Origin of the sequence: Pseudoalteromonas sp. SG43-8, assembly GCF_014164245.1 — a bacterium.
GTDB lineage: Bacteria > Pseudomonadota > Gammaproteobacteria > Enterobacterales > Alteromonadaceae > Pseudoalteromonas > Pseudoalteromonas distincta.
The window spans coordinates 1-21,486 of record NZ_JACJEX010000025.1; the positions used below are offsets into that span (position 1 = coordinate 1).

The window sequence follows — 21,486 nt, forward strand, 5'->3', positions numbered from 1 at the left end:
CCAACATTGTCACCAGCAGCTGAACCAACACTTTGCCCTAATCCACCAGCAACACCCTCAACTGCTTTTAAATCAAGCTGCCTTGCACCTATTTGGTCGGCACTTATATCACCAAGCGACATTGAAATAGTTTCATTTTCATTCGCGCCAACTTGAAAAGTTTTTGTCCCGAATGAACCATCGAGTAGCATTTGCCCACCGAAAGAGGTCGTTTCAGCGATACGTGTTAACTCTGTTTGAAGAGCGCTAACTTCTTTTTGTAGTGCTTGGCGGTCTGTATCGGAATTTGAACCATTAGCTGATTGTAACGCAAGTTCCCGAATGCGTTGTAAAATATCTGTTGATGCCTGCATTGCCCCTTCGGCAGTTTGTGCCATAGAGATACCATCATTAGCATTTCGCTGAGCAACGGCTAGGCCATTAATTTGTGACGTCAATCTGTTTGAAATTTGTAGACCTGCAGCATCATCTTTTGCGCTATTGATACGCATACCTGATGATAAACGCTCCATCGAAGTTGCTAAGCCTTCACCAGATTTAGTTAAGTTACGTTGTGCGTTTAGTGACGACACATTAGTATTTACTGTTAATGCCATTTTACCATCTCCTAGGTTTAAACAGAGTGTGGTTCAACACGATTTAACAGGAACCACTGTTCGATAATTTCTTACAATAAGAAGAGCATTTACTGTGCCAACTTTAATTTATTTTTAAGTGATTGTTTTTTATAGACAAAAATAGGTTCTGCTGAATTGTAAATAATTAGTGAAGTTATTTAGAAGGGGGTGACATTTTTTTGCCGCGGTTTTGTAGCCAATTTTTGCCGCAAAGTATTGCCGCTTTAAAGTAGGTAAAGCGGCAAGGTATTTCTGCTTACAATCTGCTTATAACTTGCTTATAAGTAATCGAATAATGAAAGGTTAGTTAAACGGCCAAAAGTTGCTTGCGATGCTTGCAGTGCCGTTTCTTGCTTAGTCAGTTCGCTAATTGCTTCTGCCATATCAACTTCAACTAAGTTAGAGCGATTACTTTTATTTTGAATGTCGAGTGCTAAGTTTGAATCGCTTACTCTTTCAAGCGCGTTCATACGCCCACCTAAACTTGCTTGGGTAAACACGACTTGCTCACTGGCGTTTTGTAATTGCACTAAGCCATCAGCAAGTACTTGCTGAAAGTCATCACCTTCAAGTGTGCCATCGTTAAGGCCGGTAATAAGTGCTTGTAGTGTATTGAGTACGTTTTCTTTGCCTGGTTTTTCAAGGCTAAAATCGAGTTGACCTGGTGCTGTGCCTTCAAATTCAATTTTCATACCTGCAAAATCGATAGGCTCATCAGTAACTTCACCTGTTACTGCAGGGGTTAGTGCAGCGCCATCTCGGTATATTTCGTAGGTTTGTGGATCTGTTGCTGTAGCACCTGGGCTTACTAATACACTATATGTATTTGCAGTTGCTAGAGCTGTTGGGTCTGCGTTGTAATTTGCTTGATGAAACTTATCAAACTCAGCTTGGCCGTCAACATATACACTTGCCGCTGTAATAGAGCCTGAAACACTTGCCGTGTTAGATTCTACATTTAATCGCGCGTTAGTTTTTTCAAACGTATCAAAGCCGTTATCACTTGCCTTAATTGATACACCTTCAGCTATAGTTATTTGGTGCTGGCCTTGGTCGCCATTATAGGTGTAAATACCCGCTGCAGAATCAAACTGATAAGGCTGCGTGCTGTCTTGGTATCCTGAAAATATAAATTTACCGTCTTCTGATCGGGTGTTCATTAAGTTAGCTAACGTTTGTTGAATGCCACTAAGTTCTGATGCAAACGTCTTTAAATCGTCCTTAGTATAAACACCATTACCTGCCTGAATAGTTAGCTCTTGTGCTTGTTGAATATTACTATTTATACTTTGTAATACGCTTTCTTCTGTTTCTAGGCGGCCATTTAGCTGATCGATATTTTTAGTGTATTGCTCATTCGTTTGTATTTTATTTGAATACAGCATAGCTTGCGAAATAGCAGCTGGCGCTTCTGAGGTGGTTAAATACTTTTCACCTGTTGTTACTCGCTCTTGAGCATTTGCAACACCTTGTTGGTTGTCGAGTATTTTATTTATGTTGTTTTGGTACATTAAATTATTTGATAAACGCATAATTACCTCGCCGCATTTAATAAGGTGTCAAAAATTTCTTGAGCTGCTGCTAAAACTTGTGCTGATGCTGAATATGATTGTTGAAAACGCAGTAAATTTGCGGCCTCTTCATCAAGGTTTACACCCGATAACGACTCGTACCATGCCTCAGACTGCTCTGCTAATGCATTAAACGCACTACCGCTTGTGATTGCTTGGCCAGTTACAACACCTATATCACTCACTAATCCTGAATAAGCTTGGTTGAACGTTTTATGGTTGTCGGCCGTTGCTGTTGTTTCTACATTTAAACGGACTAACTCACCATTTTGTAAATCTGCTAATTTTAAACCATTACGGTTATCGTCAAAGCCGCCTTCGTTAAACTCAAGTGTAAAGGTGTCGCCTGTTGCTGGTGTACCTTCTATATCAAAATCGAATCCGTAGGTATCGAATGGGGCACCCGCTTGCGATAACATTCCTTTTGCAGGAGGCGTAATAGTAAAAGTATTCGTTCCGCTATTATCAGTAATTTGATATTCGTTAGCATTACCTGTTTTAACAAGCGTTATTTCACCGTTTGTTAAGCTTGGTGTTGAAGTAAATCCACCGGAGGTAACACTTGTTACTTCTCCCGCTGAAATAGTAGCGGTACCTATATTATTTAAATCGTTAGCAGTACGGATTGGCGATGCTAGTGCTAAATCTTCTGCGCGCCCTGTTGCAAGTGTAATACTTGAAGCGGCATCTGAATTAAGCTTTATTTGAAATTGATCTCCCTCAACACCTGCCCCAGATACATTTACTTGAAGACCAAATGATTCTCCGGTAGTAATAGTCGATGAATCAATAACACCTGTCGATATATCAGCAAGTGAAGGCTGACCTAACGGGTCGCCTTTGTTATCTATAGGCTGAATACTTACTTCGTTGGGATTAGCTGTATAAGTAATAATAAAGTCACTGGCAGGAAGTTCATTGCCCTTACCTGGCTCTACCGTTGCAGTCATACCGGCAGTACCTGTGTTAGCTTGATACGCATAAGCGCCAACGGTAGGAATATTAAAAATATTACCACCTAACTGACCTGTTGCATCCATACCGAGTTTGTTTTGTTCGTTAAATGCATCAGCTATCGCTAAGCCCATTTGGCCAATTTGGTTTTGCGCGGGGACTAATATGTCATCTCTAAAAGCAAGTAAGCCGCCAATTTTGCCTTTAAGCTTACTTACATCAACTTCAAGCGGCACAGCTTTGCCACCATTAACGTCAAGCGTGAATTCTTTAAAATTAGGATCAGGATCGCCCGTCATCGAAAATAAGTTAAATGCGCCATTTTGCATAACAACTGCTTCGCCTGTGCCCATAAAAACGAGTTTTTCGCCATTTGGACCATCAAGCGTTTCTATGTCTATTAGCTCTGATAAGTCGCGTATTGCTTTATCGCGTTCGTTATAGGTAGAGCTGGCATCTGCGGCGTTATTAGTGCCATTAACGGCTGCAATATTTTGATTTAGCGTACTAATGCTTTGAATGAGTGAGTTTGCTTCATCTGAAAATATTTCGAGCTGCTCGTTTACTATACTTTTTTGATCAAGCACGATGCCCGAAAGCCTATCCATTTGATCAATTAAGCTTTGCGCATCTGTCATTACTAATGAGCGGGCAACAGTAGATGAGGGCTGATTTAGCGCTTCTTGCACATTATTAAATAAAGAGTTAATACCAGTCGAAAGGTTGTTCGACTCTTCAGAAAAAATAGTATCAACTCGATTAGCCTCAGTAATAAACTGATCGAAAAACGATTTATTAGAGGTGTCACGATTTAGCTGTGACTGAGCAAACTCGTTTAGTAATCGGTATGTTTCGCCTCGCCCTACTTGGTTGTCAACCATAGTAGTAAACTCTGTACGCTCACGCACATAGCCTTCGGTATTTACATTGGCGATATTTTTACTTGTCGTTTGCAGTAGCTCCGAGCTTGCTCTAACCCCAGAACTGGCAATGTTTAATAAATTAAACGACATGTTACTCTACTCCTTGGCGGATCACGTTTGCCGCAATGTCTTTTAGCTGACTGCTATTGAGCACTTGTTTTATTTTGTTGGCATAATTTGGATCGGTTGCATAACCTGCTTTTTGTAATGAATCTAAAAAGTCGTTTGGTTTAGCTGTATTTTGTAATGCTTCTTTGTAGCGTGGGTTTTGCGTTAAAAAATCAACGAAGTCGTTCACGCTGTCTTTAATTGAATCGTAGGCTCTAAAGCTGGCTTGTTTTTTAACGGGTGTGCCTTGCTCAAACTCAAGCGTTATTTTGCTTGCTTTATCGCCTTCCCAGCTTTTATCTGACTTAATATTAAATAAGTTATTTGAGCTGCCACCGTCATTTTTATTAATAATGTGCTTACCCCAACCGGTTTCAAGTGCCGCTTGTGCAACCATTACCGCAGGATTTAAACCAATTTTTTGCGCTGCAGTTTTAGCGTGTTCCCACACTGAACTTACAAACTCTTCTGCATTTTTAAATGTTGGGCTATCAGCTTTAGTCTCTGTAGTATCAACTTTAGGCTCAGCAATATCGGCTTTAGTACTCTTAACGATAAGATCGGGTTGCTTATTTTTTTGATCATGAGGAAGATCAGAACCGACTTGCGTATCGCTAAAAATATCGTTGGTTGTTCTAAGCACCGAGCCTGGCATAAAGTTTTTAGACTCAGGCGATAACTGCTGAACTATTAAATCGGCAAGGCCTAACGAGCCATTTGATGAAAGCTCTGTTGAAAGTTGCTGATCGTGCATTTCTTCAAAAAACTTTACGCCACTTGAATTAAATGGGCTGTCTTTGTCTTCAAATGCTTCGTTAGCTTTGCGCATTCCTTTGAGCAACATTTGCGTAAAAATAGCTTCAAATTGTGCGGCCGCTTTTTTGAGCGCAGCTTTAGAGGCATCAGTTGATGCATCGCCACTCGTTAAGGCTTCTTTACGAAGTGAATCTAAGTTGCCTAAATCAAAAAAGTTTTGTTTATCGAGATGATTAGTTTCCATCGGCTTTTTGACACAAAATGAATAATGCAGTTAAAAATGCAAAAATTGAGCCACTACAGATAAAACAAGGAAGATAAAAATAATAAACTTAAGTTGCTGTAAATAAAAAGCCCTAATTTCAAAAATATAGGGCTTAAGTAATACGTTATTTATTGGCCTGGGTTATTTATATAACAACCAACTGTCCGTTAATTGCGCCAGCTTCTTTTAGTGCTTCTAAAATAGCCATTAAGTCACCAGGCGCTGCGCCTACTTCGTTAATTGCGCGAACTAAATCGTCAAGGCTTACACCAGGGTTAAATACAAAGGCGCGCGAGTCGTCTTGGTTTACATCAATAATACTTTGCTGCGTGACAACTGTATCACCGTTTGCTAGCGGATTTGGTTGTGACACGTTTTGTTGTTCTGCAATTGTTACTGTTAAGCCACCATGAGTTATAGCCGCAGGCTGAAGCTTAACGTTTTTGCCAATGACAATTGTACCGGTGCGCGAGTTAACTATAATTTTAGCTGCCATGTCAGCTGGTTTAAATTCTAAGTTTTCGAGTGTTGATAAGTACGATACACGCTGGGATGCATCGCGCGGTGCTATAACACGAATAGAAACAGAATCAATTGCTTGTGCGCTATTTGGGCCAACTAAGTCATTAATTGTTTTTTCTAGGCGTTTTGCCGTTGTAAAGTCTGGGCGGTTTAAATTAAAAGTAATGTAATCGCCTTGCATAAATGGGCTTTCTACTGTGCGCTCAACTGTTGCGCCATTTGGTATACGACCAACTGTAGGGGTGTTAATTACAACCTTACTACCATCAAGACCTTGTGCACCTAAGCCACCAACAATTAAACTACCTTGTGCAATTGCATACACGTTACCGTCTACACCCTTTAAAAAAGTTTGTAGTAAAGTACCTCCACGTAAACTGCCTGCACTACCAATAGAAGAAACCGTAATATCTATTGTTTGCCCGGGTTTTCTAAATGCAGGTAATTCTGCATGTACAGCAACAGCAGCAACATTTTTAATTTTAGGACTTTGAGTTGAAGGTAGCGTAATACCAAAGCTGTTCAACATGCCTCTAAAACTTTGTTGTGTGTATGAGTTTTGCTCGCCAGTGCCCGGTAAACCAACCACTAAGCCATAACCGACTAATTGGTTAGAGCGTACGCCTTCAACCATAGACACATCTTTTATGCGCTCAGCACTGGCAGTAAACTGCCAACCTAATAACACAACTAAGCATAAAGCTTTAAGGCTATTCATGTTGTTACCCTCTAAAATGGAAACAGCGAACTGCTAAAGAAACGTGTAAGCCAACCAGGACTTTGCGCCTCTTGCGTTTGCCCTTTACCTGAGTATTGAATACGTGCATTAGCAATGCGGTTTGATTCAACCGTATTATCGGCGCTTACGTCTTGAGGGCGTACTAGCCCTTCTAAACGAATAAACTCTTCGCCGGTATTAAGCGTTAGCCATTTTTCGCCGCGTATAACTAAATTACCGTTAGGTAAAACACGCATAACATTTACCGAAATATCGCCTACTAAGCTGTTTGACTGGTTTGATTTTGAATCGCCCGTAAACGACGAATCACTACCAATACCAAACTGAATACTATCGCCACCTATATTTACAGGTAGACCACCTAAGCCAATCACTGGGTCTAAGCTTGCGTCAGTTTCTTTGTCTGTTTCTGTTTTAGCGGCTTTTGTTGCTTGAGTAGACTCTTGCAATTTAACCGTAATTATATCGCCAGTACGTAGCGCTTTTTTATCAGAATATAAGTCGTTTGATGTATGAGTATTAAACAATGAACCTGTGGCTACCAGCGGCTCTAAAATAGGCTCGGGGTACATAGGTGCGTAGTAAGGGTCGTCCTGCACTACCTCACTATTTTGCGTAGACATACAGCCACTTAAAAATAATGTGCCCGCTGCAAATAAAATAATATTACGCATAATTCCCCCTATTCTATTAAAGCTGTTGATTGATATAACTCATCATTTCGTCAACGGCCGAAATTACTTTTGAGTTCATTTCGTAAATACGCTGAGTTTCTATTAGATTTACCAGCTCTTCAGTCACATTTACGTTAGATGTTTCGAGTGAGCCTTGAATAATACTACCTAACCCTTCAACACCAGGATTACCTTGTACAGGCGCACCACTTACAGCCGTTTCGGTATAAAGGTTTTGACCAATTGGCTCAAGACCCGATGGATTAATAAAGTCACTAATAGTCAGCTGACCAATGACAACGTTATCGGCTTGGCCTGCAACACGTACAGATACTTCGCCGTCTTGCGAAACCGTAATTGATTGCGCGTCATCTGGTACATTCATTTCTGGCTGAATCACATAACCTGCGCCCGATGTAACAATTCGGCCATCGCCATCAGTAGTAAACTGACCATTGCGCGAGTAAGCAATATTGCCATCTGGTTGCAGTACTTCAAAAAAACCTTCGCCAGAAATCATCCAATCTAGTGAGTTTTCGGTGGTCAACATGTTGCCTTGCGTAAACTCTTTTTGGTTAGCTACAACTTTAGCACCCGCACCTAACATTAAGCCCGACGGCATTTCGGTATCTTGCGATGAACGACCACCCGGTTGATTAATATTTTGATAAAGTAAATCTTCAAATATAGCGCGGCTTTTTTTGTAACCTACGGTACTCGCATTCGCTAAATTATTTGAGATAACCGATATATCGGTTTGTTGAGCGTCTAGCCCCGTTTTACTGATCCACAATGCTGGATTCATAATCGTGTCCTCACTTTAAAGTTAAACTATGCGTAATAACTGATCTTGACGCTCGTCAATTTCTTCAGCTGTTTTCATTAATTTCACTTGTAATTCAAATTGGCGCTGGTGGCTTATCATGTCGACCATTTCGTGAACCGGATTCACATTCGACATTTCAAGCGAACCACTTAAAACTTTTACATTGGCAGAGGTATCTACTGTTACATTTGCTTTTGGTCTAAATAAACCGTCGTTACCTTTTTCGAGCTGTGAGCTATTTGCTTCTACCACTCTAAGCGTGTCGATTTCTTCTAAAAAGTTAGCGGGAGCGCCTTGTGGTCGAACTTGAATAGCGCCATCTTGGCTAAACCCTATTTTTTCGACTGGGACGGGTAAAATAACAGGTCCCCCTTCGCCAATAACTTGACGACCATGGCTGGTTACGAGCATGCCTTGAGCTGTAACGTTTAACGTACCCACTTTTGTGTAAGCTTCATTACCGGAGGCATCTTGCACAGCAAGCCATGCGTTATCGCTCATTGCGATATCTAAGTCTCGCCCGGTTTGAACAATGCCACCCGATACCATGTTTGAACCCGGACGCTCTTGCATTGAAAATACACGTGTAGGCAAACCTTCGCCAAACGCTTGCATAGAACGCGCCTGGGCAAAGTCAGCTTTAAATCCTGTTGTATTTGCATTCGCCAAATTATTGGCTTTAAGCGCAAGCCCTTGTAGGCTTTGCTTAGCGCCAGAGGCCGCAATGTAGACCATTTTGTCCATAGTATCGACTCACATAAAAAATCTCTGAACTTATAAATGCAAAATAGGTGCCAGATTAAATTTGACACAACATTGAGAGGTATTCAGAAGGGCTTACAAAGAGGACTTATAAAAAAGGCTGCAAAAATGCAGCCTAATATATTTAATGGGGTTTAGCTTATCGAATCTGCAAAATACTTTGCTGAATAGTTGAGTTAACTTCAAGCGCACGTGAGTTTGCTTGGTAATTACGCTGTGCAGTAATTAAGTCTACAAGCTCGTTTGTAAGGTTAGTATTTGATTGCTCAAGCGCTGATGAGTTAATTCCACCAAACGTACCCGAACCGGCTTCACCCGCTACAGGTTCACCTGAATCAATACTTTGCTTCCAGCTTGTATCACCCACTTGTGATAACCCTTGTGAGTTAGGAAAACGTACCATAGCCACTTGGCCTAGGAATGTTGAGTCACCATTACTGTAAGAAGCGACAATTTTACCGTCTGTTCCTATATCAATTCCGGCTAAACGGCCTACTGTTGAGCCATCTTGATCGAGTGCTTTTACTTCAAAACCACTTGAATACTGAGTTGGAATGCGTCCAGCTGTGTTATTTTCATCGCGCCAGTTAAGCTCAATACCAGTACCTGGGAAAGTTGCACCATTGTCTAGTAATGTTGATAAACCAGTACCAGAACCCGCTGGTAGTAGTATTTCATCAAAAGTAGTTGTATTTGTATTTGCTACACCACCTGTTGTTGATGGTAAACCACTTGAGTTAAAACCAAGGGTGGTAAGTGGTGTATAAGGCGCGGTTTGTTCTCCACCAGTTGTGGCATCAACTACTTTGCCATCGAGTGTTGCGTATACTTCCCAACTGTTATCTGTACCACCTGCTGCGGCATCATCTTCTTTAGCAAAAAAGTATTGTAAAATATGTGGTTCACCTAGTGAATCATATACCGTTGTTGACGTAGATGAGTTATAAGTACCACTAGATGTTGGGTCAAAAGCAATACCCGGAGCATCTGCTGTTGCATCTAAGTTAAACGACAAAAATACATTTTCTGTTGCGCGAGGTGAACCAGACGAATCAGGGATTTGAATTGGGTTTGTTGTGCTCAAACTTACCGACGTTGTATCACCTGTAGATGAATCAACAGGGAATGCTTGTAAAAAGTTACCTTTTGCGTCAACCATAAAGTTATCTTGGTTAAGCTTAAATGCACCTGCACGTGTATATGTTAAATCTTGCGAAGATAAATCGTCTGTCATCGCAAAATAACCTTCACCAGTGATTGCTAAATCAAGTGAGTTATTTGTAAATTGTAGTGAGCCTTGATGAAACTGCTGCGCAACCATGGTTGTTTGCACACCGTCACCATTTTTAGTCTTACCAGAGCTAAATACTGACGATGCGTAAACATCGGCAAACTCAGCGCGTGACTCTTTAAAACCTGTAGTATTAACGTTTGCAATGTTATTTGCAGTTACGTCTAAATCTTTTTGTGCGGCAGCTAAGCCAGTTAATGCAATATTGAAGCTCATAATTCACCTCTAACCTGTTAATATTTAGCCTGCTGACAGGCGAAGTATAATTAAAATTTATTACGCGATTTCTGCGACGTCTGTCAGCCTAACCGCACCTTCTTTAGTGTTAATAATAATGCCACTTGAGCCATTAATATTAACGCTTTCAATGTTCTTGAACGTAGCAATGGGTAAGCTTGAAAATTCACCATCAGTACTTCCTTCGGCGGTTACTGAGTATTCACCTTCAGGTAAACGCTCACCAGCTTCATTTTTGCCATCCCACGCAAAACGTACCGCACCTGCTGGCTGAGAACCCATATCAATAGTTCTTACTAGCTGACCTGATGCATCAGTAACTTTAATTTTTAAGTTATCAACGGCTTCTTCTGCCACTGCAGAGCCTCTGGCATCACCTGTTTCATTTAAATCCAGGGTGTTTGATTCTAGTAAAGCTTGTTTGCCTACAAGTGTAGATGCTTGCAGTGCTGAATTAGATGTCATTGAAGAGGCTAAAGATTCAAAGTTAGTATTTAAATCTGTAATCCCTTGCGCCATCGTAAAGCTAGTCATTTGCGCAATCATTTGATCGTTATCCGCAGGGTTACTGGGATCCTGATACGATAATTGCTGAGTTAACAAAGAGAAAAAGTCTTCTTGTGTTAACGCATCACTCTCATTATCACTGGTAGCAACTTGTTGCTCTTGCCAGCGTATAGAGTCTAAATAGGATGAAGATGTACTAATATCGTTACTCATAACCTACCCTCGGTTACCGCTGCCCTAGCAACAGTGTTTTACTTAGCATTTGCTTAGCTGCATCAGCAACTTGCACGTTTGTTTGGTAAGAACGAGAGGCAGAAATCATATTTGCCATCTCCTCTACAACATTAACGTTGGGTTTATAGATATAGCCATTTTCATCCGCACTTGGATGGTTTGGGTTATATTCAATTTGTAATGGTGCATCGCTTTCAACAATGCCCAAAACTTTAACACCAACTGCGGAGCCCTGCTGGTTACTTACTGATGCTGAAGCCTTTGTTAGCTCAGCCGCAAATACAGGTTGGCGCGCTCGGTACGTTTTGTCTTGAGAAGAACTAATGGTATTAGCATTAGAAATATTACTAGCTGTAGTATTTAAGCGAACGTTTTGTGCGCTCATACCCGAACCTGCAATATCGAAAACATTATATAAACTCATAAATTTTATCCTTGACTACCGAGAGCTTTATTCAGGCCTTTAAATTTGCCGCTTAAAAATTGCAAGCTGGCCTGATACTCCATAGCATTCTGTGTATACAAGTTTCGTTCCACTTGTATATCAACCGAGTTACCATCACCAGTATCTGATTGATTTGGCAAACGAAATGATTCTGAACTGCCCATACTATGAGTACCTCCACCAATGTGTTTATCATTAGTTCTTACCATAGTATTGCCGCTTTGCTGGGTTGACCTTGCCGCTTTTAATGCAGAGGCAAAATCAATATCTTTTGCTTTATAGCCAGGCGTATCAGCGTTAGCTATATTAGTTGCAATTAATTCTGCTCGCTGTGAACGGATCAACATGGCTTGCGGATGCACACCTAATGCTTTATCAAAACTGATAGCCATAACCTTCTCCAAAAAATTGACTTACCCATTAATAAAGCAAAAAATAAGCCATTAATATTAGGGCTTGCTATATTTTTATAAGGCTATGTATCTAAAAAGAAAAACGACGCTAGGTGCGTCGTTTTAGGGAAGGGAGTTAGCTTAATTACTTCTTTTGGTAAATAATACCAGGGTTGCACCTAACCATATCAAACTCAGTACTTAGGCCAGTTAGGGACTCTGACGCGCCTAAAAATAGGTAACCGTTTGGATTTAACGCTTGTGCAAACTGGTTAATAATTTTAGCTTTTATTTCAGGCGCAAAGTAAATTAGTACATTTCGGCAAAAAATAATATCAAATTTACCCATTAACGCGTAAGAATCAAGCAGATTTAAATGCCTAAAACTAACTTGTTTTTTTATTGTATCGTTTACTTGTGCCATACCGTTGCCGCTGTCTTTAAAAAACTTTTTACGACGCTCTGCAGATAACCCTCTGGCAAGTGCCAGCGCGTCATACTCTGCATTTTTACACATATCAAGCATGGTATTAGATATGTCGGTACCAATAATTTGTGCCCCCATACGAAGCACACCTGGTTGCTTAGCACTAAATTCAGCAACCGACATAGCTATTGAATAAGGTTCTTGGCCTGACGAACTGGCAGCAGACCAAATTTTTAAAGGTCTTCTTAAATCTTTAAATTCAGGGAAAAGCTTGTTTTGGAGCAACTCAAATGGGTATTGATCTCTAAACCACAAAGTTTCGTTGGTGGTCATTGCATCAACAACAGCGGCTCTTAATTGCCGCTCGTGAGGCCCGAGAGTTTTACTAACCAATTCCGATAAAGATCCCACATTAAATCGAGTCATTAACGGAGCAAGTCGGCTTTTAACTAAATACTGTTTATTTTCACCTAAAACAATGCCGCATTGCTGCTCTAAAAACGAACGAAACTGGTCGTATTCACTTTGCTGCAAATCTTTATTATTCAAGTTAGTAGCACCTATTTTTGTTAATCACAATGAACCCACTTTTTAACCGCTGTTGCTAATTCATCTGGGTTAAATTTAGCAATAAAGTCATCTGCCCCTACTTTTTCAATCATCGCTTGGTTAAAAACACCACTCAAAGAGGTATGCAAAATAACATGCAAAGGTGCAAGTTTGGGATCTGCTTTTATTTCAGCTGTTAAGGTATAGCCGTCCATTTCTGGCATTTCAACGTCTGAGATAAGTAATGCTACTCGCTCTGTAATATCATTTTTACAATCAAGCTCTGCTATTTCTTTAAGCCTAATTAAAGCTTCCTTACCATTTTTAGCAAGCTCTGTTTGAACACCTAGCGGCTCTAAGGCTCGTTTAACTTGATTACGGGCAACAGCAGAGTCATCTGCAATAAATACGATACGTTCGCCTAAATCTCTTTGAATATCGCCACTTTGTGCAACTTCAGCACTTACTTCTGTGTTTACTGGACAAATTTCGTTGAGAATTTTTTCTACATCGAGAATCTCGACTAATTCATTTTCGATTTCGGTCACTGCCGTTAAATATGAATAACGTCCGGCGCCTGATGGCGGTGGCATTATTTTTTCCCAATTCATATTTACAATGCGTTCAACTCCGCCCACTAAAAACCCTTGCACAGAGCGATTGTATTCAGCAATGATTATAAAGCTGTCTTTAATGTTGTCGATTGGGCGCCCACCTACAGCCATTGATAAATCAATAACCGAAATGGTTTGACCACGAATATGTGCAACACCACGAATATACGGATTAGATTTTGGCATGCTTGTTAGTGGAGGGCATTGCAGCACTTCTCTCACTTTAAATACATTAATACCAAAACGCTGACGCCCTCTGAGCTTAAATAAAAGTAATTCTAGGCGGTTCTGCCCAACCAACTGTGTGCGTTGGTTTACTGAGTCTAAAATGCCTGCCATTCAAATCTCCTAAAGAAAACAAATAATACGGAACGATAATTGCTTTCTATTTATAAAGCTACATAACATCGCGGGTGCGTCTACTTTTTGACGCAAAATATTTATACCCTGTTTGAAACCATAAGCATAGTCGAAACATTATGAGTTTGTTAAAAAAAATCAGAAGATACAGTGTTTTTTATTTTGTTACTAGCTTGTGCTTTGTATTCCCTTTGCAAGCTAAAGTGTTTAGTAAAGATTTATTACAAGACATGGCCGTTGCTTACATAGCTAAGCAAATTGGTACATTACAAAACACTAATACTCAATTAAGTGCTCTGCCTTTAGACAGTCGCATTCCTGATCGTGTCTGTAATACAGAGCTTGAATTATCAACATCCGATGAGCCACCATTTAACCGCCAAGTAACCTTACAAGCCAAGTGCAATGATGCTCAAACGTGGGCTCAATACGTTCATGTAAGAGTTGTTGAAATGGCCCCAGTTGTTGTTGCCACTACTAATTTAACCCGCGGTGAAGTAATAACTAAATCGCATTTAAGTATTGAAATGAAACCAACTCACTTTGTACGAATACAGTACTTAGATGATCCCACAATGCTAATAGGTAGTAGAAGTAAACGAAATATTAGAAGTGGTATGCCAGTATTACTAAACCAAATTTGCATGGTGTGTAAAGGTGACTCTGTTAATATTTACGCAAACCTGAGGGGTCTTAGAATTAAAACCACAGGTATTGCTTTAGAAGACGGTACTTTGGGCGAACAGATACAAATAAAAAACAAAAAATCAGGTAAAGTTTTAAATGCGCGAGTAGATGGTGTAGAGTCTGTTCAGGTGAATATTTAATTTAGATTTATACTAAAGTATCCTACGTATATGCCGATAACATGGCATAAGTTGGGTAATATACGGGTTTATTATTATGGTTAATCAAGTTAATGGCAGTAATCAACAAGCTAATGCGTTAACAAATGCAAAGCAGCAACAAGTTGATTTAAAAAAAGATAACGCAAATACACAAGCTGCTCAGGCCCCTTCGCCTAAAGCTGCAAGTGATTCTGTAAGTTTAACGCCGCAAGCGCAGCAATTAAAAACGCTTCAAGATAAAGCACAGCAATCGCCTGGCTTTGACAGCGATAAAGTTGCTGAGCTAAAAAAAGCAATAACTGAAGGTAAATACCAAGTAGACAGTGAAAAGCTTGCTAAAAACTTAGCTGATTTTGAGTTTAACGTGTATGGCTGATCATAATAGTTTAATTAGCGTAAAGCTAAACCAACAAGTAAGTTGTTTAGACTCTTTACACACGCTATTAAACGATGAGCTTACTGCTATTGCCTCACGACGAGGTGCTGGTTTAAAAGAAATTGCCCAACAAAAAATGTCTTTTTTAACTAAGCTAAGCACTCTAGATAAAGAGCTAAGTAAGTTAATTGCCAGTAACGATACACAAAATCCTGAAATATCTGAGCTAATAAGCCAAGTTAAAACGCAACTTGCGCAATGCCAAAAACAAAATAATGTTAATGCTCATGCTGCCCGTCAAGCGCAAATTAGCGTTAAACAATTAAAAGAGATATTAATTGGCGCACCAACGTCAATGACCTACGACCAAGGCGGTAAATCTGTAAATACCGAGAGTAAACTGGTTCGTAATTTAAAAGCGTAAGCCCAAAATTTGACATTAAAAAACCTTATTGATTTATCAATAAGGTTTTTTAATGTCCTTTATTCTTAAATTTCGTTATAAATAATATCAATTTTCTTAATAATGTAAGCCCCCTTAATAATTAAGAGGGCTTTATTGAGATTAAATATCCGTTTGATTATTACTACTTTCAATTAAGTGTTTAATCATCTCTTCCGATTGATTTTGTACATCAACCGCAGGTGCTGCTGCATCAATGCTTCCCCCACTTTGAGCTGGAGTATAAGCAATTGCAGAGCCTTCATCCTCAACCAGTGTATTTAGCGCTATAAGCTGCTCTGCATCTTCATCAATGATTACGTCATTAATGTTAAGTGGCTCCGCCGAACTCACTTGCACAGTTTGCTCAGGTGCTGATAGACCACTCAAGTTACCTAAATCAATCGTTTCAGTGCTTAATACGTTATTGCTTGAAACTTCATTAGGGGTTGTATCGCCTAAAGCCGACTCCTCGCTAAATGATTCAGGGATTGTGTCGCCGGAAGCAGCGCTTACTCCACTATCGTAAATGTTGCCTGACTCTATAAATACATCATTTCCATTTTTAACGTGGTAATTACCAGCTTCGTCCACAGTATAGAAATACGTGTTTTCAAGGCCTGTACCCAGTAAACCTAAAGCATTCAGATCTAAGTTGGTAGAGTCCCAATTACCTTGAGCATCTACAACTGCATATGGCGCTGAAGTTAATGCTAAATCAATGCCTAAAACTAATGAGTCGAGAATATAGACCTTACTTCCCTCACCGCCATCAGATGTCCCTTCGTAGCCAACCAATATCCCTATACCCAATAAATTAAGTAAGTACTCAGGTTCTACTGTAAAGTTGATCGGTGTAGTATCAATTACCAATCCAGATAAACTACCGCTTGATGTTGCGTTTCCAGAACTATCGGTCGCTACAGCTGTTACAGTATAAGCCCCATCAGCTAAGGTAGTATTAGCTGTTACGCTCCACTCACCAGATGCATCAGCAAATACTGTTTCAGTTGCCTCTGTAGCGCCACTAAAGGTCACCGTTACAAACTCACCAGGAGCGGCTGTACCTGTTATAACTGGGTTTTGATCTGTAGTTAGTACCAATCCTGAATCAATTGTAATACCTGAGTCAATTGCGCTACTTGTGGATAGCGTACCAATATTGCCTGCGCTATCAACAATACTTACATCTACAGTGTAATTACCTTCACTAAGCATCTCTTCAGCCTCAATACTCCAGGTTCCATCACCACCAACGTTTGTTTGAACATTGTGAGTGGCGCCTGCAGAATCGGTAAATGTAACGATTACCAATTCACCTGCAAAACTTCCGGTTACTGACCCCGTAACAGTAGGCGTTGTATCTTGCCCTACCAATATTGGATCTATGACTACAGTTGGCGCTGTGTAGTCTGTGCTTGACACCATAGTATCGCTAGCAGAGTTACCCGCTGTATCGCTTATTGATGCTGTTGCACTAAAGCTACCTTCACTAAGCGCGGTGGTAGCTGTTACTGACCATGTGCCATTTCCTGAAACTTGAGCGGTAATAGTTTGTGAATCGTTATTAGCATCAGTAATAACAACACTCACATTTGTACCTGCTGGTGCATCACTTATACCTGTTATAGTCGGTAGCGGGTTATTGGTTACAGATAATTGATCAACTTCAACTGTTGGTGGTGTTAAATCAATTATTCCACCAAGACTTGTAGAGCTTGAAAGCCCTAAGTCTTCAACTGTAGCACTTACAGTAAAGGTGCCTTCAGCTAATGGTGTTGTAGGTATTAGAGTCCACATACCTGCTATAGCCGTTGTATTATAAGTGGTAGCGGTACCGTCACTGTCAGTAATAACGACTTCTACATTACCGTTTATTACATCGGTAGTACCACTAATAGTAGGGGTTGTATCGCTTGTATCTATTATTGGATTGATTAGTAGGCTCGGTAAAGTGGTACTAACAGTGCCAGTTTGCGTTACTGTGGCTATATTTCCAGCATCATCAATACTAATAGCTTCTATGGTTAAATCGCCCTCAGCAAGTAAAGGGGTAACAACAAACCACGTGCCATCTCCTAATACCGTTGTGGTAACTTCATAAAGTGTGTTTGTAGAGTCGGTAACATTAACCGTAATTAAGCTACCTATTTCTTCGTCACTGGTGCCAGTAATAGTAGGCGTTAATGTATTAAGTACACCAAAGGCGTCTATTTCTAACGATGGCGGTATGGTATCAATCGTCACTTGCTCAGTAACAGACTGGCCTACATTACCCGCAGCATCAGTAATACTTGCGAATACACTATATATACCATCAGGTAGACTAGTGGTTACTAATGACCACGTGCCATCGCTACCAACAAGGGCATCAAATACTGTTGCGTTGCCGTTACTATCTATCACAGTTACATCAATGTCTGTACCTTGAGCTTCTTCAGAAGTACCAGAAATAGTTAGAATGTCAGTATTGCTGATGCTCAACGGTAAAATATCTACCACCGGCACTAACGTATCAACAACAAACTCGAGCGTTTGTGTTACTACATTGCCGGCATCATCAGTGATACTCACGTTGGCAACATGCTGTCCTTCAGTCAGCGCATCAACTTCCAGTGAAAATAGCCCTGCTGCATTCACTGTTGTTGTTAGTACTGAGCCTCCATCCAGCTGAATCTCTACCACACCATTAATTAAATCACTAGTCCCTTGAATAATTGGAGTAGAATCTGACGTTGTACCAATCACTTGCAAATTAAGCGTTGGCGAGATGGTATCTACTACACTGCTTATCAGCTGTGTAGCTGTTATTCCGACTTCACTTAATACATTTACAGTTACAGTAAACACGCCCTCAGCAAGTGATTGAGGAACCTGTACAGCCCATGAATTATCTGCCTGCACTATGGCAACCAAATCTTGTGCTATGTTATCGCTATCTACCACTCTCACTAGCACTTCTGTGCCTGGGGCTTGGTCGGTCGTACCGCTAATTATTGGTAAATCTCCCTCGCCAGTTACAAAGTCAACCACCGCATTAAGTAACGGCGTTGAAGCATCTACATCTGCAGTTGTAATAGTGGTGGTGTTACCCGCTTCATCAGTTGCAGAGGCTTCAACAACCGATAAGCCAATAATATTAACCGCTAGGCCTAATAACACCCAATCGCCATTGGCATCAGTTGTTACATCGTATGTTAAGTTAGCCAAATCACCTGCTAATTCTAAATTAACGGTGACTGTTTTACCTTCACCTAAATCGGAAGTACCAGATAAAGATACTAGCTGTCCTAATAGGAACGAAGGCACAATTGTTAGCTCTGGTCCCACGGTATCAACCTCACCACCGGTTTTATTGTCGACCGAAGTATTGCCCGCAGCATCGCTAATAGTTGCACTAACACTGTAAACACCGTCAGCTAAAATATTATTAGCAGCCGCTTGCCAGTCTCCATTGCCATCGGTTTGAACGGTCATTTGATGAGAAACTCCAGCAGAATCAGTAAAGGTAACAATAACGTTTGTATTTGCCTCGTTAGACGTACCTGTAATCAATGGAGTGCTATCTTGAGTTAGTATTAATGAACTTTGATTAATACTAATCTCGGGAGCAATTGTATCAATGGTTGCTGTATTTGTTGCGTCCCCGGTATTACCCGCGCTGTCAGTAACAAATACTTCAACTGAATAATCTCCTTGTGATAGAGAGCTAGTTGCCTCTACAGACCATACACCACCAGTTTGAACTGTTGTATTTACAGTATGCTCATTGCCTTGTGCATCAGTGAATACCACTGCAACAGCATCACCCACATTGGCACCTGTCACACTTCCAGAAATACTTGGAGTTAGATCAGTACTTCCAACAATATCGCTAATAGTTACAACTGGCGCAGTTATATCAACTACCCCTGTAATACTTGTGTTTACAGGGTTACCGGCAGTATCTGTGGTTGAAGCTGAAACCGTGTAAGCGCCCTCACTCAACTCTGTACTTGCAGCGACTGACCATGTGCCATTTGCACCAACCGTAGCATTAACCGTTTGCTCTGCACCTAAGCTATCTGTAATTAAAATAGCGACTATGGCGCCTTGTGGAGCTGTAGTTGTGCCTGAAATTGTTGGCGTTGTATCATTTGAAATTGTAAGCGGTGTAATATTAAGGGCTGGTGGAGTTAAATCGATAACACCGCTACCTGTTGTATTACTCGTTAAGCCTCCTTCAGTTACACTTGCCGAAACAGTAAACTCACCTTCAGGAAGAATACTTGTCGCATCAACACTCCAAATCCCACCTACCACAGTTGTAGTTACAGTATGTGAAACGTTATTAACGTCAGTTATAACGACTGTGATCACCGAGTTATCTATTGCACTACTTGTGCCTGATATTGCTGGTGTTTGATCGTTTGTATCAATAATTGTATTAATATTAATTGTAGGCGCATTGGTATTTAACATTGCGGTACTATTTGCAACTGATTCATTCCCTGCGGCATCAGTAACACTTGCAGAAACTGCAACTTCACCATCAGTCAGTGCATCTGTAATATCTAAAGTCCAAGCACCACCTGCACCAACAACAGTTGTGTAAGTCTCGGTACTATCTCCATCGGTCACAGTTACTGTAATACTCGTGTTTTCAGGTTCATTGGATGTGCCTGAAATAGTTGGCGTGCTGTCATTAATTGTACCTAATGCGTTTATAGTAATACTTGGTGCTTGAGTATCAATAAAGCTCGAGCCTGTATCCACTCCTTGATTGCCAGCATCATCGGTAATACTTACCTCTACATCATAATTACCATCAGGCAAACTTGGCGCTGTAACTTGCCAATCGCCGTTAGCATCAACTATTGCAGTTAAAGTATGTATATCACCGTTGCTATCTGTAATAACAATATCGACCACCGTATCCTGTGGTTCAGTTGAAGTACCATTTATAACTGGTGTCTCAGTGTTAAATACAGTTATGTCATTAAGTACAATAACAGGTACTTGGGTATCAATTGTTAAATCAATAGTCGTGCTGCTGGTATTATTAGCGTCATCGGTAACATTTACTTGAGCCGTATAATCACCATCAACAAGTGCTACGGGGACATCTACTTGCCAATTGCCATCAGTACCCACTGTTGCTGTTAGTGTTTGACCGCCGATAAGGATGGTTACATCAGCACCAATCTCATTACTCGTGCCTGAAATTGTAGGGGTTGTATCTATTGTCGCGTTAACTTCGTTCACAATTAATGTAGGAGCAACGCTATCTATTTCACCTTGAGCCTGCTGCGTTGTTAAATTACCAACACTGTCTCTAACCTCTGCAACAACGGTATATTGACCTTGCGCTAGCTCTGCAGGTACAGCAACAGACCAGTCGCCACCGGCTTGAACTGTCGCAGTAAACGCTTGGCTTTCTCCTTCACTATCAGTCACGGTTATATTAATTACAGTGCCTTGCCCCATATCGGTGGTTCCGCTAATTACTGGGGTGCTATCATTCGATAAAGCATCAACACTAACGGTTAGTTCTGGCGCTACGTTATCAAAATCAAGCGTATTAACTGTTCTTACATTACCAGCGGCATCCGTTGCACTGGCAGTCACATAGGCAAGGTTTAGTAAAGGTACTGTTATGTTTGCAAGCCCCCAGGTACCATCAGGATTTGTCGTTGCTGTATAAGTTGCGCCAACTAACCCACCAACTAGGTACTCTGTAATAGTGATTACAGAGCCTCCCGGTAAATCAGAATCCCCCGAAAGAGAAACTAAATTACCTAATAAAAACGATGGAATAATTTCAAGTTCAGGAGCAGTTACATCCACTTCGCCGCTGTCAGTGCCGGTACCTGTGTTGCCTGCGGCATCGGTGATGCTGGCGCTAACGCTATAATTCCCTTCGGCTAAATCAGTCGTTGGTGTCGCACTCCAGTTACCATTGGCATCGGTTTGTACATCAATGCTTTGAGTAGCATTTGCTGCATCTGTAAACGTCACCGTGATGGTGCTGTTAGGTGCATCACTGGTGCCTGTCACTATTGGCGTGC

Annotated in this window: 17 protein-coding genes and 1 pseudogene; 3 read left to right on the forward strand and 15 right to left on the reverse strand. The window is 40.7% G+C overall.

The window, feature by feature from the left end; all coding sequences use genetic code 11:
- The 14 genes and pseudogenes from H5122_RS19775 to H5122_RS19840 form a co-directional block, all read right to left on the reverse strand.
- Window positions 1-596 (reverse strand): annotated as a pseudogene (locus H5122_RS19775) (flagellin); the annotation flags it as partial.
- Between the two features lie 299 nt (window positions 597-895).
- A complete protein-coding gene (flgL, locus tag H5122_RS19780) occupies window positions 896-2,149 on the reverse strand; it encodes a flagellar hook-associated protein FlgL (protein ID WP_182682868.1) in 1,254 nt (417 codons plus the stop codon).
- A 2-nt stretch (window positions 2,150-2,151) separates the two neighbouring features.
- Entirely contained in the window at window positions 2,152-4,155 is a 2,004-nt protein-coding gene (gene flgK / locus H5122_RS19785) for a flagellar hook-associated protein FlgK (RefSeq protein WP_182682867.1), read from the reverse strand.
- A 1-nt stretch (window position 4,156) separates the two neighbouring features.
- Window positions 4,157-5,173 (reverse strand): flagellar assembly peptidoglycan hydrolase FlgJ, encoded by a 1,017-nt coding sequence (gene flgJ, locus H5122_RS19790; protein ID WP_182682866.1) that lies wholly within the window; start codon window positions 5,171-5,173, stop codon window positions 4,157-4,159.
- A 166-nt stretch (window positions 5,174-5,339) separates the two neighbouring features.
- Window positions 5,340-6,434 carry a flagellar basal body P-ring protein FlgI gene (locus H5122_RS19795; protein ID WP_024592771.1) on the reverse strand — a complete coding sequence of 365 codons (1,095 nt, stop codon included), beginning with the start codon at window positions 6,432-6,434 and terminating at the stop codon, window positions 5,340-5,342.
- A gap of 11 nt (window positions 6,435-6,445) precedes the next feature.
- On the reverse strand, window positions 6,446-7,129 hold the full coding sequence (flgH, locus tag H5122_RS19800) for a flagellar basal body L-ring protein FlgH (RefSeq protein ID WP_002959418.1): 684 nt from the start codon (window positions 7,127-7,129) through the stop codon (window positions 6,446-6,448).
- Between the two features lie 16 nt (window positions 7,130-7,145).
- Window positions 7,146-7,934: a flagellar basal-body rod protein FlgG gene (flgG, locus tag H5122_RS19805; RefSeq protein WP_002959420.1), complete on the reverse strand. Its 789-nt coding sequence runs from the start codon at window positions 7,932-7,934 to the stop codon at window positions 7,146-7,148.
- Window positions 7,935-7,955: 21 nt separating this feature from the next.
- Window positions 7,956-8,699, reverse strand: a complete 744-nt coding sequence (locus H5122_RS19810; protein ID WP_007581863.1) for a flagellar basal body rod protein FlgF — start codon at window positions 8,697-8,699, stop codon at window positions 7,956-7,958.
- A gap of 157 nt (window positions 8,700-8,856) precedes the next feature.
- On the reverse strand, window positions 8,857-10,224 hold the full coding sequence (gene flgE, locus H5122_RS19815) for a flagellar hook protein FlgE (RefSeq protein ID WP_182672292.1): 1,368 nt from the start codon (window positions 10,222-10,224) through the stop codon (window positions 8,857-8,859).
- Between the two features lie 60 nt (window positions 10,225-10,284).
- Window positions 10,285-10,965, reverse strand: coding sequence for a flagellar hook assembly protein FlgD (locus H5122_RS19820; protein WP_002959427.1), 681 nt, complete (start codon window positions 10,963-10,965; stop codon window positions 10,285-10,287).
- 13 nt (window positions 10,966-10,978) lie between these two features.
- Window positions 10,979-11,410: a flagellar basal body rod protein FlgC gene (gene flgC / locus H5122_RS19825; RefSeq protein WP_002959429.1), complete on the reverse strand. Its 432-nt coding sequence runs from the start codon at window positions 11,408-11,410 to the stop codon at window positions 10,979-10,981.
- 5 nt (window positions 11,411-11,415) lie between these two features.
- On the reverse strand, window positions 11,416-11,823 hold the full coding sequence (gene flgB, locus H5122_RS19830) for a flagellar basal body rod protein FlgB (protein WP_002959431.1): 408 nt from the start codon (window positions 11,821-11,823) through the stop codon (window positions 11,416-11,418).
- Window positions 11,824-11,968: 145 nt separating this feature from the next.
- A complete protein-coding gene (locus tag H5122_RS19835; RefSeq protein ID WP_039484688.1) occupies window positions 11,969-12,799 on the reverse strand; it encodes a protein-glutamate O-methyltransferase CheR in 831 nt (276 codons plus the stop codon).
- 20 nt (window positions 12,800-12,819) lie between these two features.
- Window positions 12,820-13,752 (reverse strand): chemotaxis protein CheV, encoded by a 933-nt coding sequence (locus tag H5122_RS19840; RefSeq protein WP_002959434.1) that lies wholly within the window; start codon window positions 13,750-13,752, stop codon window positions 12,820-12,822.
- 140 nt (window positions 13,753-13,892) lie between these two features.
- Here H5122_RS19840 and flgA point away from each other — a divergent pair, with 140 nt between their 5' ends.
- From flgA to flgN, 3 genes are all read left to right on the forward strand, one after another.
- Window positions 13,893-14,600, forward strand: a complete 708-nt coding sequence (gene flgA / locus H5122_RS19845; RefSeq protein WP_182675137.1) for a flagellar basal body P-ring formation chaperone FlgA — start codon at window positions 13,893-13,895, stop codon at window positions 14,598-14,600.
- Between the two features lie 76 nt (window positions 14,601-14,676).
- A complete protein-coding gene (gene flgM / locus H5122_RS19850) occupies window positions 14,677-14,997 on the forward strand; it encodes a flagellar biosynthesis anti-sigma factor FlgM (protein ID WP_002959436.1) in 321 nt (106 codons plus the stop codon).
- The gene (gene flgN, locus H5122_RS19855; RefSeq protein ID WP_182682865.1) at window positions 14,990-15,421 is read left to right on the forward strand and encodes a flagellar protein FlgN; all 432 of its coding nucleotides are present in this window, start codon (window positions 14,990-14,992) and stop codon (window positions 15,419-15,421) included. Before flgM ends, flgN begins: the two co-directional genes overlap by 8 nt.
- Window positions 15,422-15,562: 141 nt before the next feature.
- Here flgN and H5122_RS19860 read toward each other — a convergent pair whose 3' ends face one another.
- On the reverse strand, window positions 15,563-21,475 hold the full coding sequence (locus H5122_RS19860; protein WP_310736354.1) for an Ig-like domain-containing protein: 5,913 nt from the start codon (window positions 21,473-21,475) through the stop codon (window positions 15,563-15,565).
- Window positions 21,476-21,486 lie beyond the last annotated feature (11 nt).